The 14,891-nt window shown below is 69.9% G+C and carries 11 protein-coding genes; 3 read left to right on the top strand and 8 right to left on the bottom strand.

Annotation, left to right across the window (positions count from 1 at the left end; translation table 11 throughout):
* Positions 1 to 77 precede the first annotated feature (77 nt).
* Positions 78 to 659, top strand: coding sequence for a response regulator transcription factor (locus tag HOV77_RS16970; RefSeq protein WP_290863353.1), 582 nt, complete (start codon positions 78 to 80; stop codon positions 657 to 659).
* A 10-nt stretch (positions 660 to 669) separates the two neighbouring features.
* On the opposite strand, the gene HOV77_RS16965 is transcribed toward HOV77_RS16970, so the two are convergent.
* The 5 genes from HOV77_RS16965 to HOV77_RS16945 are packed head-to-tail and all read right to left on the bottom strand — an operon-like array spanning position 670 to position 10,887.
* Complete coding sequence (locus tag HOV77_RS16965; protein ID WP_290863351.1) at positions 670 to 5,826, bottom strand: type I polyketide synthase; 5,157 nt, start codon at positions 5,824 to 5,826, stop codon at positions 670 to 672.
* The gene (locus tag HOV77_RS16960) at positions 5,823 to 6,182 is read right to left on the bottom strand and encodes an acyl carrier protein (protein ID WP_290863349.1); all 360 of its coding nucleotides are present in this window, start codon (positions 6,180 to 6,182) and stop codon (positions 5,823 to 5,825) included. The genes HOV77_RS16965 and HOV77_RS16960 overlap by 4 nt, the downstream gene beginning before the upstream one ends.
* Before the next feature lie 25 nt (positions 6,183 to 6,207).
* On the bottom strand, positions 6,208 to 6,933 hold the full coding sequence (locus HOV77_RS16955) for an alpha/beta fold hydrolase (RefSeq protein ID WP_290863348.1): 726 nt from the start codon (positions 6,931 to 6,933) through the stop codon (positions 6,208 to 6,210).
* 1 nt (position 6,934) lies between these two features.
* A complete protein-coding gene (locus HOV77_RS16950) occupies positions 6,935 to 10,075 on the bottom strand; it encodes an amino acid adenylation domain-containing protein (RefSeq protein WP_290863347.1) in 3,141 nt (1,046 codons plus the stop codon).
* A 56-nt stretch (positions 10,076 to 10,131) separates the two neighbouring features.
* Positions 10,132 to 10,887, bottom strand: coding sequence for an alpha/beta fold hydrolase (locus tag HOV77_RS16945; protein WP_290863345.1), 756 nt, complete (start codon positions 10,885 to 10,887; stop codon positions 10,132 to 10,134).
* Positions 10,888 to 11,123: 236 nt separating this feature from the next.
* On the opposite strand from HOV77_RS16945, the gene HOV77_RS16940 reads away from it, so the two are divergent.
* Positions 11,124 to 11,876 (top strand): alpha/beta hydrolase, encoded by a 753-nt coding sequence (locus HOV77_RS16940; protein ID WP_290863344.1) that lies wholly within the window; start codon positions 11,124 to 11,126, stop codon positions 11,874 to 11,876.
* A gap of 1 nt (position 11,877) precedes the next feature.
* Positions 11,878 to 12,093: a hypothetical protein gene (locus HOV77_RS16935; RefSeq protein ID WP_290863343.1), complete on the top strand. Its 216-nt coding sequence runs from the start codon at positions 11,878 to 11,880 to the stop codon at positions 12,091 to 12,093.
* Positions 12,094 to 12,814: 721 nt separating this feature from the next.
* Here the strand turns inward: HOV77_RS16935 and HOV77_RS16930 are convergent.
* Genes HOV77_RS16930 through HOV77_RS16920 form a run of 3 tightly spaced genes read right to left on the bottom strand, consistent with a single transcriptional unit; the run spans position 12,815 to position 14,870 of the window.
* On the bottom strand, positions 12,815 to 13,450 hold the full coding sequence (locus tag HOV77_RS16930) for a TetR/AcrR family transcriptional regulator (protein ID WP_290863342.1): 636 nt from the start codon (positions 13,448 to 13,450) through the stop codon (positions 12,815 to 12,817).
* A complete protein-coding gene (locus HOV77_RS16925) occupies positions 13,440 to 14,165 on the bottom strand; it encodes an ABC transporter permease subunit (RefSeq protein ID WP_290863340.1) in 726 nt (241 codons plus the stop codon). Before HOV77_RS16925 ends, HOV77_RS16930 begins: the two co-directional genes overlap by 11 nt.
* Positions 14,166 to 14,174: 9 nt before the next feature.
* A complete protein-coding gene (locus HOV77_RS16920) occupies positions 14,175 to 14,870 on the bottom strand; it encodes an ABC transporter ATP-binding protein (protein ID WP_290863338.1) in 696 nt (231 codons plus the stop codon).
* Positions 14,871 to 14,891: the final 21 nt, after the last annotated feature.

Here is a 14,891-nt window from a genome sequence, read left to right as displayed (position 1 = left end):
GAAGTAGTCAGTCACTTGACCGGTTATGGGTGCGTTACGTGAGGCTATCGCAGCGTACGAGATCAGAGGGGACACACGTGATTCGCATCGATCTGCTCGTCGACTCACCCATCTTCCTGCTCGGTCTCGTCGAGGTGCTCAAGAGCGCCGGTCTGACGACCGCCTCGGTCCGGAAGACTCCCGACGAAGCCCCCTCGTCGCTGGCCGACGCGATCATCATCGACGCCGACGCTCTGACACCGGCGGAACAGCCCGGACAGATCGCGGCCGCTGCAAAGATCGCGCCCGTCCTGATCCTCGACGACAGCTTCGACGCCCACGCCGAATATGTCCGCGCCGGTGCGTACGGTGTGGTCAGCAAGCGCACGTCAGCCGAGGGGCTGGTGGCCGCCATCCGCGCGGCCGCGTCGGGCCGCAGTCCCGCGCAGCCCAGCGGGTCTCGCCGGCTCGATCCCGGCAAGCCCGCCCAGCCCCTGTCCGAACGTGAGGAGCAGGTGCTGCGGTTCATCTCGTGCGGTCTCACCCATGGTCAGATCGCCACCCGCCTGGGTATCAGCCCGCACACCGTGGAGACCTACGTCTCGCGTATCCGCGTGAAGCTGCGAGCCGGCAACAAGGCCGAACTCACCCGGGCCGCCCTGCTAGGCGGCATGGTCTGACCCGGCGCCTTCACCGCGCCCCCTGCTCTTCGACCGCGGCGGCCAGGGCGGCCAGATTCGGGTAGTCGAACAATGACCCGATGCTCATGTTCACCCCGAACGCGTCCCGGATGCGGCCGGTCAGCGCCACGCCCATCAGCGAATCGCCGCCCAGTTCGAAGAAGTCGTCCTCCGGTTCGACCCGGCTGCGGCCCAGCACGAGGCACCAGATCGCCGCCAGCCGCTCCAGCACCGACGTCTCGGCGATCACCGCCGGCACCAGCTCCGGTGGCACCGCACGCGCGCGGACCGGCGGCTCGGGCGCGGCGGCACCGGAGTCCTTCGGCACGACCGACACTTGCGCGGGCGTGCGCGACGCCAGCAATCGAAGCAGCAGTTGTACGCCTTCCTGCGGGGAAAGCCCGTCCGCCTCGTCAGCGTCCACATCAGACTCCAGCCGATCGCTGAAGCCGACCACCTTCGCCGGCCGCATCCGCAGCCCTTCGATGGTGGCCACGACCGCGCCGTCGTCGCGGATGAATTCCACGTCCGCCGACGGGTCGTCACCGGCGAGCGATCGCAACCGGCTGTACAGCCGGGCCGGCAACGGCGCGTACCATGTCATGCTTCGATAGGTGAACGGCACCAGCAACTCGCCGGGACGATGACGGCGGATGACCCCGGACCCGGTGTCCATCAGCGACGGATGGGCCGCGTACGCCGCCGCCTCGGCGGCGAGTCCGTCCGGCAGCGCCAGCCGGACGACCGTCGTGCCGTCCGATTCCCAGATCTCCTCGAGGTTCTGCCAGTGCGGGCCGAACGCGAAGTCGCTCTTGGTCGAAGGCGACGGCGGCGCCGGGGCGAGGCCGGCGGTCAGTTCTTCGATCGCGACCGTCCGGGGTGCCGGACCGCCGGGAGCCACGACGGCTTCGGCATGCACCTGCCACGCCGAACCGCCCGCGTCGTCAGGCCGCGACAGCACCCGTACGCGCCACCCTTCGCCCTCGGGCTCGAACGCCACCCTGGTACGCAGCGGCGTCTCGCCCGCGAGCGGACGTAGGAACACCACGTCGCGCAGGGTAACCGGAGCGGTCGCGTTCGGGACGACGGCCTGATACCCGCGGAGGATCAGGTCGATCATCCCGGTCCCGGGCAGCACCGCCGCGCCACCGATCCGGTGCTCGTCGAGTTCCCAGTGGGTCTCCGCGGACAGCACCGTCTCGTAGAGCGGGCCGGTCGCGCGGGCTTCGCGCACCGCCTCCGACAGTTTCGCCAGAACACCGCCGCTGGCCATCCCGACGCCCGCCCAGCCCGGCCAGTTGACGCTCAGCCAGCCCGGCCGGGTCGCGGCGTACGCGTCCAGGAAGGCGTTGGCCGCCGAGTAGTCGGCACCGCCGATCATCCCGGTCAGCGCCGCCTGGCTGGAGAAGCAGACGACGAAGTCGAGCGGCGGCCGACCGGCGAACGCGGCGTCCAGCGCAAGTGTGCCGGAGACCTTGGGCCGGAGCACCTTCTCCGCATCCGCCGGCCGGCGAAGCTGCAGCATGCCGTCGCCGGGCAAGCCGGCCAGGTGGAAGACGCCGTTGACCGGACCGATCTGATCGAGCACGGAGTCGAGCTGCTCACGGTCGGCGACATCGCAGCCGAACACCCGCACGGTGGCGCCCATGGATTCGATGTCGGTGACGTCCACCTCACGGACGGTCCGGCTCAGCAGCACCAAGGTCGGCCGGCGGCCGGTTGCGGCCAGGCCGCGCGCGACCGCCAGACCAAGCCCACCGAGCCCGCCCGTCAACAGGTACACCCCGCCGCGACGGATTCGCAGGTCACCGCCCGCGTCGGCGGCGTACCACGGCATGGCCCCAGGCACCCATCGACGCGTACCACGCAATGCCACGACCGGCTCGGCGGTGTCGGCGGCTACCTCGGCGATGAGCTGATCCTCCGAGACCACCGCGCCCAGGTCGATCACCCGGCACTCGGTGTCCGGCGACTCCAGCCGGAAGGCCCGCACGGCGGCGATCAGTGCCGCCCGCACCGCATCGACCGGCTCGCTGCCCGACACGTCCGCAGCGCCCCGGGTCACGACGAGCAGTGACGGCCGATGGCGACCGGCTCGCTGCACCAGATGCAGCAGCGCGAAGAAGGTGCGGTCGAGCTCTTCGGCGGTCTCCGCCGGAGCACCGGTCCCCCACGCGTGCACCAGCATCGACGGCTGCGCCGATACCTGGAGGACCTGATCGAGATCCTCGGCGAGCTGCCCCGGACGCACCGTGTACTCACCGGATCGGGCGCTGAACTCCGCACCCGGGCGTACCCGGATGACCTCGTGCCCGGCTTGCTGCAGCGCGTTGACGACCGTCACGTCGCCGACCGGGACCAAGGCGAGTGCTACGCCTGGTGCTGCTTGCCCGGCGACCGGGTCGGGCACCACCGTCCAGCTGGGGACCGTGAACGGCCCGGCGGCCGGTTCCGCGGCAGACGCCGGGACAGACGATGCGACCGGCGTGGCTTGGCCGACCGACTCTGCGGTCTTTTCGGGTGCGGCGGGTCCGGTGACCGGATCGACCCAGTGCCGCTCGCGCTGGAACTGGTAGCCCGGCAGTGAAACCCGCTGCGGCCGCTCGATGCGGTAGAGGCTGGGCCAGTTCACCGGGCAGCCGGACAGCCACAGGTCGGCCAGCGTGCCGAGCACACCGTGCTGGTCGCTGTCGGCTCCCCGCGGCAATGAGGACAGGGCTCGCCATCGGCCGTCGGCGACGGCCGGTTGCCGGCGGATCAGACCGGTCAGCGCCGTGCCGGGACCGACCTCGAGCAGGATGCCGCCGCCCGCCTCGGCCGCGCTGCCGACGGCGGCGCTGAACAGCACCGGGTCGGCCAGCTGCCGAGCCCAGAATCCCGGATCGGTGGCTTCAGCGGGGGTCAGTAGCCGGCCGGTGGCCGCCGAGTACACGGGCAGCCGGGGCGCGGTCAGTTCCACGCCGTCGAACGCCGCCAGGAATTCGGCGACCGCGGGGCGCATCGACGGACTGTGGAACGCATGTGAGGTGCGCAGGGTCCGTGTGACGATCCCCATGGCGGACAGGGCTTCCGCCACCAGGGCCAGTGCGTCGGCGGGACCGGCGACGACTGTCTGATCGGGAGCGTTCACCGCCGCGACCGCGCAGCCGTCCGGCAAGGCAGGCAGCTGGTCTGGGCCGGCCCCCGCGACCAGCATCGCGCCCCGGGGCTGACGCTGCATCGCCTGGCCCCGCGCCGTCACCAGCCGCACGGCGTCCTCCGGCGTCATGACTCCGGCGACCGTCGCAGCGACGAGCTCGCCGACGCTGTGCCCCAGCACCGCCGCCGGAGTCATCCCCCACTCGATCCACTGCTGCGCCAGCGCGTACTCGACTGCGAACAACAGGGGCTGGGCGACGGCCGTCTCGGCCAGCTGGTCGCCGGAGGAATCGGCCAGCCACAGCGGATACAGATCCGGGCCTTCCTTGGCCACGGTCTCCAGGCACACGTCCATCGTCTCGGTGAAAGTGGGCCACACGCCGTACAGGCCGGACGCCATCCGCGCGTACTGCGAGCCCTGACCTGGAAAGGTGAACACCACAGGCGGCGGCGCGTCGCCGACGACCTCGCCCGTTCGGACGTTCCCAGCCGACAGCAGCCGGGCCGCCTCGGCGGCGTTGGCAGCGATCGCGGCTCCGCGTACGCGGCGTTCGGTGCGCCCGCGTTGCAGCGTGCTGGTCGCGCCGGCGAAATCGGCCTCGTCCGCGCCCGCGAAGTAGCCGGCCAGGGTCGCTTGATTCGCGTTCGCCGCCGCCTCGTCCAATCCGGACCACACCAGGATGCGGGGACGGTCCAGGTTCGGCGTACGCACCCCGGCCGGAGCCTCCTCCACGACCAGGTGCACGTTGGTTCCGCCGATGCCCAGCGAGCTGACGCCCGCACGGCGCGGCCGGCGATCCGACCGGGGCCAGGCACGCACCTGGTTGTTCACCACGAACGGCGTGTCGTCCAGCTCGAGCCGGGGATTGACGGTCGCAACGTTGATCGACGGCGGTATCTGCTGATGTTCCAGTGAAAGCACCAGCTTCAGCAGACCCGCCATCCCGGCCACGGCGTTGGTATGCCCGACGTTGCCCTTGACCGATCCGACCGGGATGCGCCCGGTCGGCAGTGGCGCGTCCGCCAGACGACGGTACGCCGCGGCGAGCGCGCCCATCTCGATCGGGTCGCCGAGCGGTGTCCCGGTCGCGTGCATCTCCACGTAACCGATGTCCAGCGGGTCGAATCCCGCCATCGTCATCGCATCCACAACGGCCGCCGACTGGCCGGCCACGCTCGGCGCGCTGAAACTGACCTTGTCCGAGCCGTCGTTGTTGACTCCGACTCCGTGGATGACGCCCCAGATGTGGTCGCCGTCGGCGATCGCGTCGGCGGCCCGTTTCAGCAGAACCGCCCCCGCGCCGCTGGTGAAGATGGTGCCCGTGCCCGACGCGTCGAACGGCCGGCACCGGCCGTCGGCGGAGGTAACTCCGCCGGGGGTCCAGCGGTATCCCGTCCGATAGGGAATGTCCACGTTGCTGGCGGCGGCCAGGGCGGCGTCGCACTCCCCCAGCTGCAGCGCCTGGCAGGCCAGATGGACGGCGGTCAGCGAACTGGAACACGCGGTCAGCACCGACATGCTGGGGCCGCGGAAGTTCAGCTTGTAGGACACCAGCGTCGCCAGATAATCCACGCTGTTGAGCACCATGATGCCCATGTCGGCGTCCGCGCTGTACTGCGGGTTCTCCATCACGTGCAGGTCGCCGTACCGGTTCTGCCCACACGCTCCGTAGACCGCGACGTCACGGCTCATCCGCGTCGGGTCGTACCCCGCGTCCTCGATCGCCTCGTACGCGACCTCCAGGAACAACCGCAGCTGAGGATCGCAGATGTCAGCCTCGCGGGCGGTCATCCCGAAGAACCGGGCGTCGAAGCGGTCGACGTCCGGGGCCAACCCCGCCATCTTCACGTACGCCGGGTCGTCGAGCAGCGAGCGCGGCACCCCGGCGGCCCGCAGTTCCTCGTCGGTCAGCGCGGTGATGGACTCGCGCCCGGCGGCGAGGTTGTGCCAGTACTCGGTGATGTTCCGGGCACCCGGCAGCCGCGCTGCGATTCCGACGATAGCGATCGGATCGAAAAACTCGCTCATTGGGGCTCGCTCTCGGATCGGTTTCGCTTGCGCAGTTCACGCCGGGCGTTGCCGACCCGGCGTACCTGGCTCGCCGCGGCGGTCCGGCCACCGAAGTCGGCCGCGGTGACTTCGCCCGTCAGATGCCGCCGCAACGCCTGCAGATTCGGGTACGCGAACATCACGGTGACCGGCGGTTCGACGGTCAGCTCCCGCGCGCCCACCTCGTGCAGCCGGACGAGGTCCAGGGAACGCAGGCCGGCTTCGAAGAAGTTCTCCGCCGGGCCGATCGAGCGGCCGAGGATGATGCCGATCGTCGCCTCGATCGCGTGGAGCGCCCGGTCGGCCGGTGTCTGCGGGTCCGGCAAGGGTCGCATGGTGGCCTCCCCAGGACGTCGCTGGCTAGTCACGGATGATTCGCTCGGCCAGGCAGGCCGCCACCTCGGCGGGGTTCTCGTCGACCAGCCAGTGCCCGGCCTTGACCTCGCACAAGTCGGGGCGCGAGGTGCTGTGCCGCCGCCAGCCCAGTAGGGCGCCACGGCTCAGGTCGGCGTCGTCACGGCCGTACAGCACGCTGATCGGCAGGTTCAGCGGTTCGGCCGGGCGGTGGTGGTGCTGGGCGTAGAGGCCGAAGTCGGCGCGCAACGCTCCCTCGAAGACCGGGCGCAGGTCGTGCCGGGCCAGCTCCGGCGGTACGCCACCCTCGGCCAGCAGGTCGTCCCAGAACGCCTCGCCGAGCAACAGATGCAGCCGCCGCGGCACCATGGCGATGTCGGGCGCGGCGAAGGATCCGACGAACAAATGATTCGGGGCGACAAGCCGGGCAGTCAGGTACGCCAGCAGCGCGCCACCGCAATAGCCGAAGTAGGCCCGCACCGGCGGACCGGACTGATCACCGGCCAACTCTTCGGCGAGATCGGCGATGAGCGGCTCGAGGTCCCGCCGCGGCGGCTCGGCCAAGCGGGCTTGGCGGCCCGGCAGGTTGAGCGCCCATGGTTCGATCGTGTCCGGTAACGCCGCGGCCAGGGCCGCCACCGCGCCCGGTCCGCCACCGGCGTGCGGGAAGACGTAGACCCGGGCGCGCGGGTCGGCTCGCCGTTCCACGCAGGCGAACCACGGCACACCCATCTCAGTGCTCCCCGCTGAGGTGGGCCGACAGCAGCCGGGCCGTCGGATGGTCGAAGATCGCCCGCAGGGGGAGGTCTTCGCCGAGCATGTCCGCGATCCGGCCAGCGAGCCGCGCCGCGAGCAAGGAGTGCCCGCCGTTGAGGAAGAAATGATCGCCCTCCCCCAGGCCGGGTCGGGCCAGAGTGTCGCGCCACAACGCCAGGAGACGCCGAGTCAGCTCCGGATTCGGATCGGGGTGGTCGTCGGCCGGCGGCGGCCCGCCCTCCGCACCGCTGAGGTCGAGCGCCCGCAACGCGCCGTAGTCCGTCTTCCCGTTGGGACTGACCGGGAACTCATCGAGCAGCCGCAGCCGGGACGGCAACGCGTACGACGGCAGCCGCTGGCTCAGATAGGGCCAGAGTTCGGCCACGACCGCCGACGACGCCTCCGGGGCGAGAATCACGAACGCTCGCAGCTCGGCGTCGCCTTGCGGGTCGCCGACGATCACGGCCGCAGCCTCGGCGACGGCGGGATGCGACCGCAGCGCGCCTTCGATCTCCGGCAGTTCGAGGCGGTGCCCGCGGAGCTTGACCTGCCGATCGTTGCGGCCGAACAGCTCCAGCACTCCGTCGGCACGCCAGCGGGCCAGGTCGCCGGTGCGGTAGTAGCGGCCCTGTGCTCCCTGGGGGAACCGCTCGGCGGTCAGCTCGGGTCGATTCAAGTAGCCGAGGGTCACGCCGGCCCCGCCGATGCACAATTCGCCCAGCAGACCCGGCGGCTGCTGGGCACCGTGTTCGTCCAGGATCGTGACGGTCGTGTTGGCCAGCGGCCCGCCGATCGGGACGGGGTCGGTGACATCGCCGGCCAGCTCGACGGCGGTCGACCAGATCGTCGTCTCGGTCGGGCCGTACACGTTGAACAGCCGGCACCCGGTGGCCAGGAGGTCACGGGCCAGCCCGGCCGTCATGGGCTCGCCGCCGCACAGGACCGTGCGGCCGCGCAGTTCACCGTCGGTGAACACCTCGGTCGCGGTACGCCAGAACGTCGGCGTGGCCTGCACCACCGACACGTCGTGCTTGGCGACGAGGTCCAGCAGTTCCCGTGGCCGGACCTGGGCCTGCGCCCCGGCGATGACCAGGGTGCCGCCGGTGCTCAGCGGCAGGCACAGCTCCAGCCCGGAGATGTCGAAGGCGGTCGTGGTGGACCACAGCACCGCGTCCGTCGCGCTCACGCCCAGCCGGTCGGCGAAGTCGGCGACTACGTTGGCCAGGTTGCGGTGACTGACGACGACGCCACGCGGTGTTCCAGTCGAGCCCGACGTGTAGATCACGTACGCGGTTTCGGCGTCGGCGGGCAGCTCCAGCTCGTCGCCGCCCGCGCCGCCGGAGATCACCTCGCTCCAGGTGACGACCGGCGTACCGGCGCTGTCGGCGATGTCCTGCGTGGACTCGGCCAGCACCAATCTCGCGCGGGCGTCTGCGAGCTGCTGCGCCAGTCGCTGGGCCGGATGTTCCGCGTCCAGCGGCAGGTAGCAGGCACCGGCCGCCCACACCCCGAGGATCGCGGCGGCCAGCGCGGCCGACCGTGGCAAGGCCAGCGCGACGATGTCGCCCGTCCCGACGCCGTCGGCGCGCAGCCGGGCGGCCACCTGGCGGGCCAGGTTCGACAGCTGCGCGTACGAGTAGTCGTTGTCGCCGTCGATTACTGCGACCGCCTGCGGCTCGGTCTCGGCATGGGCGAGGAACCGCTGCAGGACGGCCCGATCCGGGTAGCCCGCGCGGGCGGTCCCGTTGACGTCGCCGATGACCTCCCGTTCGGCGGCGCTGAGCATGTCGAGTTCCGCCACCGGCCGATGTGGATCCTCGGCGGCCGCCGCAACCAACGTTTCCATCCGGGCCAGCAGGGCGACGATGTCGGCTTCGTCGTGCACCTCGGCGCTGTAGTTGGCCAGCACCTCCGGCGGCTGCCCCTCGAGGATGGTCAGCTGAAGGTCAAGGCGGCTGTCTTCGCGGAGAAGCGTGGGCGAGGTCGGCTTCTCCCCGGCGATCTTGACGTCTCCCTCGTCCCAGGGCCGGTAGTTGAACATGTGCCGGAACAGCGGAACACGCCAGTCGGGCGAGTGATGACCCAGCCCGGTCAGGATCTCCTCGATCGACGCCGACGCGTGCTGCACGCCGGTGAGGAACGCGTCGCGGACCTGCCGGGTCAGCGCGGCGAAGCCGGCCTGCGGATCCAGCGTCAGCCGCAGCGGAAGCGTGCTGACCTGAAAGCCCAGACCCGTCGCCGCTTTCGTGCTGCGGCTGGTCACCGGAACACCGACGACCATGTCGGGTCCCGCGCCGTGCCGGAACAGCGTCAGGTAGAACGCCGCCAGCAGGATCAGATTGTCGGTGCCGCCGAGCGACTTGCGCAGCGAAGCCAGCGCCGACACCGTTCGCGGCGACAGCGTGGTCGCGATGGTCCCACCCGCGAAGGTCGGCCGGGCCGGACTGGGCCGAGCCCACGGCATCGCCATCGCCGTCGTGTCGACGCCGTCCAGGTGCCGGGTCCAATGGGCTAGGTCGTCGGGCCGGCTCACCGGCTCGGCGACGTCGTCGCGGACCTCGTCGCGCAGCTCGGCGGGAATCCCGAGACCTGCGGCCACACCGTCGTACGCCCGGGCCAGTTCGTCGGTGAGCATCGACAGCGACATCGCGTCGCTGATCACGTGGTGCGCCACGAGCAGCACTGCGCTGCCGCCGCCCGCGATCTGATACAGGCCGACGCGTACCGGCAACTCGCGGCTGAGGTCGAACGGCCGACGGGCCGCCGCGTGCAGCCGTTCCGTCAGGTCGGCTTCAGCGACTTCGACCGACTCCACGGCGAGCTGGACGTCAGCGGCGGAACTGACGTGCCGCAACGGGACGCCGGCCGCGGCGGGGAATCGCGTACGCAGAGCCGCATGCCGCGCCACCAAGTGGTTCGCCGCCGCGTGCAACGGCCACCACCGCAGACGCCGCTCGGTACGCAGCACGATGGTCAGATTGGACACCGCGGAGTCCGGGGCGAGTTGCTGGAGGATCCAGAACGCGTACTGCCGGGGACCGAGCGGTCGTGGCGGCTCCACCGGCGCCGGCAAGCCGAAATCGTCCCCGGACGGGCTGTGCTGGACAGACGTGTTCACTCACCCTCACTCTCGCTCGCCACACCACCGCACCACGTCGGCGTACCGGACGACGGTCATGCGCCCCGGCCTGCGTACAGGGCCGCCGGGATCCGGCTCGCCAGGAGCGCGGTGCCCTCGGGAGTGAGCGCCCAGTGCCCCGAACCGACCTCCATCGTGGTGAGGCCGCCGCTGGTCTGCTCACGCCAACCCTGCAACTCGGCCGCCGACAAATCCGGGTCGTCCGGCCCTCGTGTCGCCAGGATCGGGGTGGAAAGCTTTGCGCCCGGGCGGAACGCGTACGCGTCGAACAGCACGAAGTCCGCGCGGAGGGGCCGCTCCAGCAACGCCACGAAGTTCGGGTCGGTGAGCAGCGACTCCGGTGTGCCGCCGGCCCGGGAGAACAGTTCCGGCGTGGGCAGCCGACTGATCCCGGTGTCCCGGATGAGCTGTGGCGGCAGGCAGCTGCACGAGATCAGCAGGTGTGGACTGCGGCACGGGGATCGCTCCAGGATCCGCGCCACCTCGAAGGCGATCATCGCGCCGGAACAGTGGCCGAGCAGGGCATAGTCGCCCTGAAACGCCGCGAACCCGTCCGCCGCCGCCATCTGCTCGAAGTCGGCCAGCAACGCGTCGAGGTCCTGATGCGGTGCCTCCCGCATCCGGCGTTCCCGACCCGGCAGGACGACCGGAACCAACGAGACCGAGCTGCCCGATAGCGCCTCACGCAGCGGAGCGAAGGCGGTCGACCCGGCGCCGGCGTGCGGAAACGCGAACACCTCGAATTCGTTTCCAGTCCCACGGTAGGGGAACCAGGCGCTGGCGCTCGACATGGGCTCACCCTCCTCCTGGGTACGGCAAGCCAGTCAATCGCATCGTGGGTCCATGCGTCGTGTCGTGTGTTTCCGCGACATCCGTGCGTGCTGCCGAGGATTTAAGATCCCCGCGAACGTCGTGGGCGTGGCGAGTTGTCGTCATCGCCTTGACCGGGACCGTCGGTCGGCGCTGTGCTCGACGGATGGGCGACCAGCGACATGTCGAGCTCGCGTGGCAGGCACACGGAGACGGTGTGCCGGTAGTGATGCTGCCGCCGGCGGCCACCGTGGGTGACATCTGGCGCACTTATCAGGTTCCGGCGCTGGTCGGTGCCGGGTACAAGGCGATCACGGTCAATCACCGTGGCACGGCGCCGTCTCCGGTCCCGCCGGGCCCGTATCTGCTGAGCCAGTTGGTCGCCGACGTCGTCGCGCTCGTCGACTTCCTGGATTGCGGCCCGGTGCACCTGGTCGGGGCATCACTGGGCGCGTTCGTAGCCCAGGAGGTCGCGCTCACCCGCCCGGACCTGGTGCGAGCGGCGGTTCTCATCGGCACCCGGGCGCGGACCGACGGGTTCCGCCGCCGACTCGCGCGAGCCTTGGCCGCGCAGACCCGAAACACCGGCGCGGCGTCCGAACTCGAATTGCTCATGCATCTCGTGCAGCTGTTCGGACCCGGTACGCTCGCCGACGAGCCGAAGATGTCGGACTGGCTGGAATTGCAGCGCCGCTTCCCGATCAAGGGCCCGGGACCCGCTGCCCAGTACGAAGCGAGCGTCATCGGCGATCGCCGGGCGGCGCTGGGCGGCCTGACCCGCCCCTGCCTGGTGATGGCGTTCTCGGCCGACCTCATCACACCGCCCGCCGCGTGCCTCGAAGTGCACCGGGCGATCCCTTCGGCGACCTATGTGGAGTTCGAGGGCCTGGGTCACTTCGGCTTCCTGGAGAACCCCGACGCGGTGAATCCGGCGATCGTCGACTTTCTGGACAAGTCGTCCGGCGAATGACATGGACCGCGAGCTCGCGAACCTGCTCCACAGAGTCTCCCAGGAGCTCGCCGGTCGCGAGTTGAGCGAAAGCCGCCGCCACGCGTGCATAGCACTACTGGACGCAGTCGTCATCCTGGCCAATGCGACCGACCCCGAGGCGCTCCGCGAATCCTTTCATTGCGTACGCGCTGCCGCAACCGCGGCCCGTTTCGCGCTGCACGAAGAATCGTCGTGATCAACGATATCCTCCACGATTCACTTTGATTCCGCGCGCCCACGCCACTGAATCCGTGGATCGCCTCCACTTTCGATGAGCGTATGCGCGGATTGGTTATGGCCGCCTCCTGCGCGACGCAATTCCCGCCGCCGAGGAGCCGGGCCACCGTAAAACTCACGGCATGATCCACCACATGCAGCAAAATATCGAAATTTCGGACGCCGTAGATTTCTGCCAGCCGATTTGGAGGGAACTTCGCGCCAGATCTTGACACCGTCGCGACGGCTCAGATAGAAGTTTTCACATCTACCGTGAGCGGAGTCATTCGATGTGGAGGGGCCGCCGCCCATGCTGTTGGACAATGTTCCACACGCGACGAAACACATTGCACAGGCCGACGGCAATGTCAGATATCTATATATTGCGAGGCTGCCGGAACACCTTCGACCTGTTGTCGTGGCATTGCTCAGCGGGGCGACTGACGTGGCCGCGAGTCATCGGTTGAACTGCTCTCCGAGGACCTTCAGCCGACGAGTCAGCGAGCTATTGGAATTACTTGAAGTGGAAACTAGATTTCAGGCGGGCGTCAAATTGGCGTTCCAAAGTATTCACGAACGGTCTCCCATACTTCTCGGCCAACTCGACGATCACGGGCAGTTCTTGACCGCTCTCATGGCTGCTGCCGAGTCGTTTCAGCGGGATCACCGCCCGTTCTAGCGCAACCGGGCGCCGACAACGGCTAGGGGTTGAGGCCGGTCAGCAGCGTACGCACGATGCCGGGCAACTGGGCGGACACGACCTCGCGGGGCTGGCCGCCGACCAGCTCGGTGAAGCCGAGCATGATGACCGGGCCGAGAATCAGAGTCAGCGCCGCCCCCATGGGGACGTCCGCCAGCCGGCCGAGGCGCTGCTCGGCGGTCAGGTACGCGGCAAGCGGCTCGCGCAAGCGTTGTGGCCCGAACGGCTCTCGATGGATGTCGGCGACGAACCGGTGCAGCAGATGCGGCTCGGTCATCAGCCCGGCGGCGATGGGCAGCGCCTGGGCGACCAGTTCGAGGGCGGCTTCGGCGTACGCGACCAGGTTCGTCTCGACCGTCGCCGTGCCCGCCTCGGGCAACTTGGCGTCGTAGCTGCCGAGCAGTCGTCCGTATCGGCTCAGTAGCGCGGCGACGAGCAGATCGTTCTTGTCGGCGAAGTAGTTGTAGAGCACACCGTCGGAGACCCCGGCCGCCCGGGCGATCTGCCGAGTAGTGAGCTGGCCGACCTGATGCTCGGCCAGGAGCCGTTCGGCCGTGTCGATCAGGTGCCCGCGCAGGGCGGTGGCCGGGTCGTCGCCGACCCGGCCCAGCGTTGCTTTAGCACGTCTAGGAGACATCGCGCCTAACGGTAGTCGACACCGCGACCAGGGCGAAGATCGCCGCGTACGTGGCGAGCACGAAGGCAGCGCCCCACTGCGGCAGCAGGTCGACGCCCGGGAACGGCACGCCCTCCAGCGCCTGGCCGCTGCGGAACGGCAGCCATCGGCCCAGATCGCCGACGAGCTGGCCGACGATCCCCTCGATCAGGGCGAGCCAGGCGAGGGCGACCGCGACCGCGGCGATGACATTGCGGATCAAAGCGCCGATGCCCACGCCGACTGCGGCGAAGCAGGCGTTCCACGCCACGCAACCGGCCAGGGTGCTCCACACTCCGGTCGAGGCCAGGTCGAGCGACCCGTCCTTGACCGTCAGCCAGATCGCGGTGGCCGCCACCGCCGTGACCGAGCTGATCACGCCGAACAGCACGCCGACGACCGCGTACACGCCAAGTTTCGCGGCGACCACACGACCGCGCCGTGGCGTACTCAAATAGGTGTCCGTGATCGTCTTGTGCCGATACTCGCCGGCGACCGCGAGGATGCCGAGGATCAGCGAGAAGATCGACACGAGCCCGGCGTGCGCGACGGCCCGCCGGGCCGTGAACGGATCCGCCAGGTCCGCGTCGCCGCTCACGAACAGGCCGCTCACCCCGGCGAGGATGACCAGCTGCGCGGCCGCGAGCAGCATCACAGGGGTACGCGTGGTGCGCAGTTTCAGAATCTCGGTACGCATCGGCGTCTCCTATCGGCTGGTCAGTTCGAGGAAGGCGGCTTCCAGCGAGTCCGAGCCGAGCCCATCGAGGGTCCCGGCGTACCGGAGCACGCCATTGTTGATGATCACTACCTGGTCGACGGTCTGCGCGACCTCGCTCAGGACGTGGCTGGACACGAGGACCGTGCGCCCCTCGGCGGCCAGGTCGCGCAACAGTCGGCGTAGCCACGCCATCCCAGCCGGATCGAGGCCGTTGGCCGGTTCGTCGAGGACGAGCACTCGGGGGTCGCCCAGCAGCGCCGCGGCCAGCCCGAGGCGCTGGCGCATGCCCAGCGAGTACCCGCCGACGCGACGATCGGCGGCCGACGTCAGTTCGACGAGCTCCAGGACGGCCTCCACCCGGCCACTGTCCACATCGGCCGTGCTTGCCAGGATGCGCAGGTGGTCGCGGCCGCTACGGCCCGGATGGAACCCGGTCGCCTCCAGGAGCGCGCCCACCGAGCGGCGCGGGTGCGGCAACTCGGCATACCTTCGGCCGCCGATCAGCGCCGTGCCGGCCGACGGCGTGATCAGGCCGAGCGCCATCCGCAGGGTGGTGGTCTTCCCGGCCCCGTTGGGCCCGAGGAATCCCGTGATCCGCCCGGCCGGGACGTCGAAGGTCAGGTCGTCGACGGCAGTGACCGGGCCGAAGCGTTTGGTCAGTCCACGGACCGAGATATCGGTCATCGTTGGTCTCCTTCGTTATGA

The organism is Hamadaea sp., from assembly GCF_013362815.1.
In the GTDB taxonomy this organism is placed as follows: domain Bacteria; phylum Actinomycetota; class Actinomycetes; order Mycobacteriales; family Micromonosporaceae; genus Hamadaea.
Note: the sequence above shows the minus strand (reverse complement) of the source record. Positions and strands in the feature narration are given on the sequence as shown.

What these genes read in the sequence shown, in the direction of transcription:
- HOV77_RS16955 (WP_290863348.1), bottom strand. Translation starts at nt 6,933, where the DNA reads ATGGGTGTGCCGTGGTTCGCCTGCGTGGAACGGCGAGCCGACCCGCGC.
- HOV77_RS16960 (WP_290863349.1), bottom strand. Translation starts at nt 6,182, where the DNA reads ATGCGACCCTTGCCGGACCCGCAGACACCGGCCGACCGGGCGCTCCAC.
- HOV77_RS16930 (WP_290863342.1), bottom strand. Translation starts at nt 13,450, where the DNA reads ATGTCTCCTAGACGTGCTAAAGCAACGCTGGGCCGGGTCGGCGACGAC.
- HOV77_RS16920 (WP_290863338.1), bottom strand. Translation starts at nt 14,870, where the DNA reads ATGACCGATATCTCGGTCCGTGGACTGACCAAACGCTTCGGCCCGGTC.
- HOV77_RS16965 (WP_290863351.1), bottom strand. Translation starts at nt 5,826, where the DNA reads ATGAGCGAGTTTTTCGATCCGATCGCTATCGTCGGAATCGCAGCGCGG.
- HOV77_RS16925 (WP_290863340.1), bottom strand. Translation starts at nt 14,165, where the DNA reads ATGCGTACCGAGATTCTGAAACTGCGCACCACGCGTACCCCTGTGATG.
- HOV77_RS16935 (WP_290863343.1), top strand. Translation starts at nt 11,878, where the DNA reads ATGGACCGCGAGCTCGCGAACCTGCTCCACAGAGTCTCCCAGGAGCTC.
- HOV77_RS16945 (WP_290863345.1), bottom strand. Translation starts at nt 10,887, where the DNA reads ATGTCGAGCGCCAGCGCCTGGTTCCCCTACCGTGGGACTGGAAACGAA.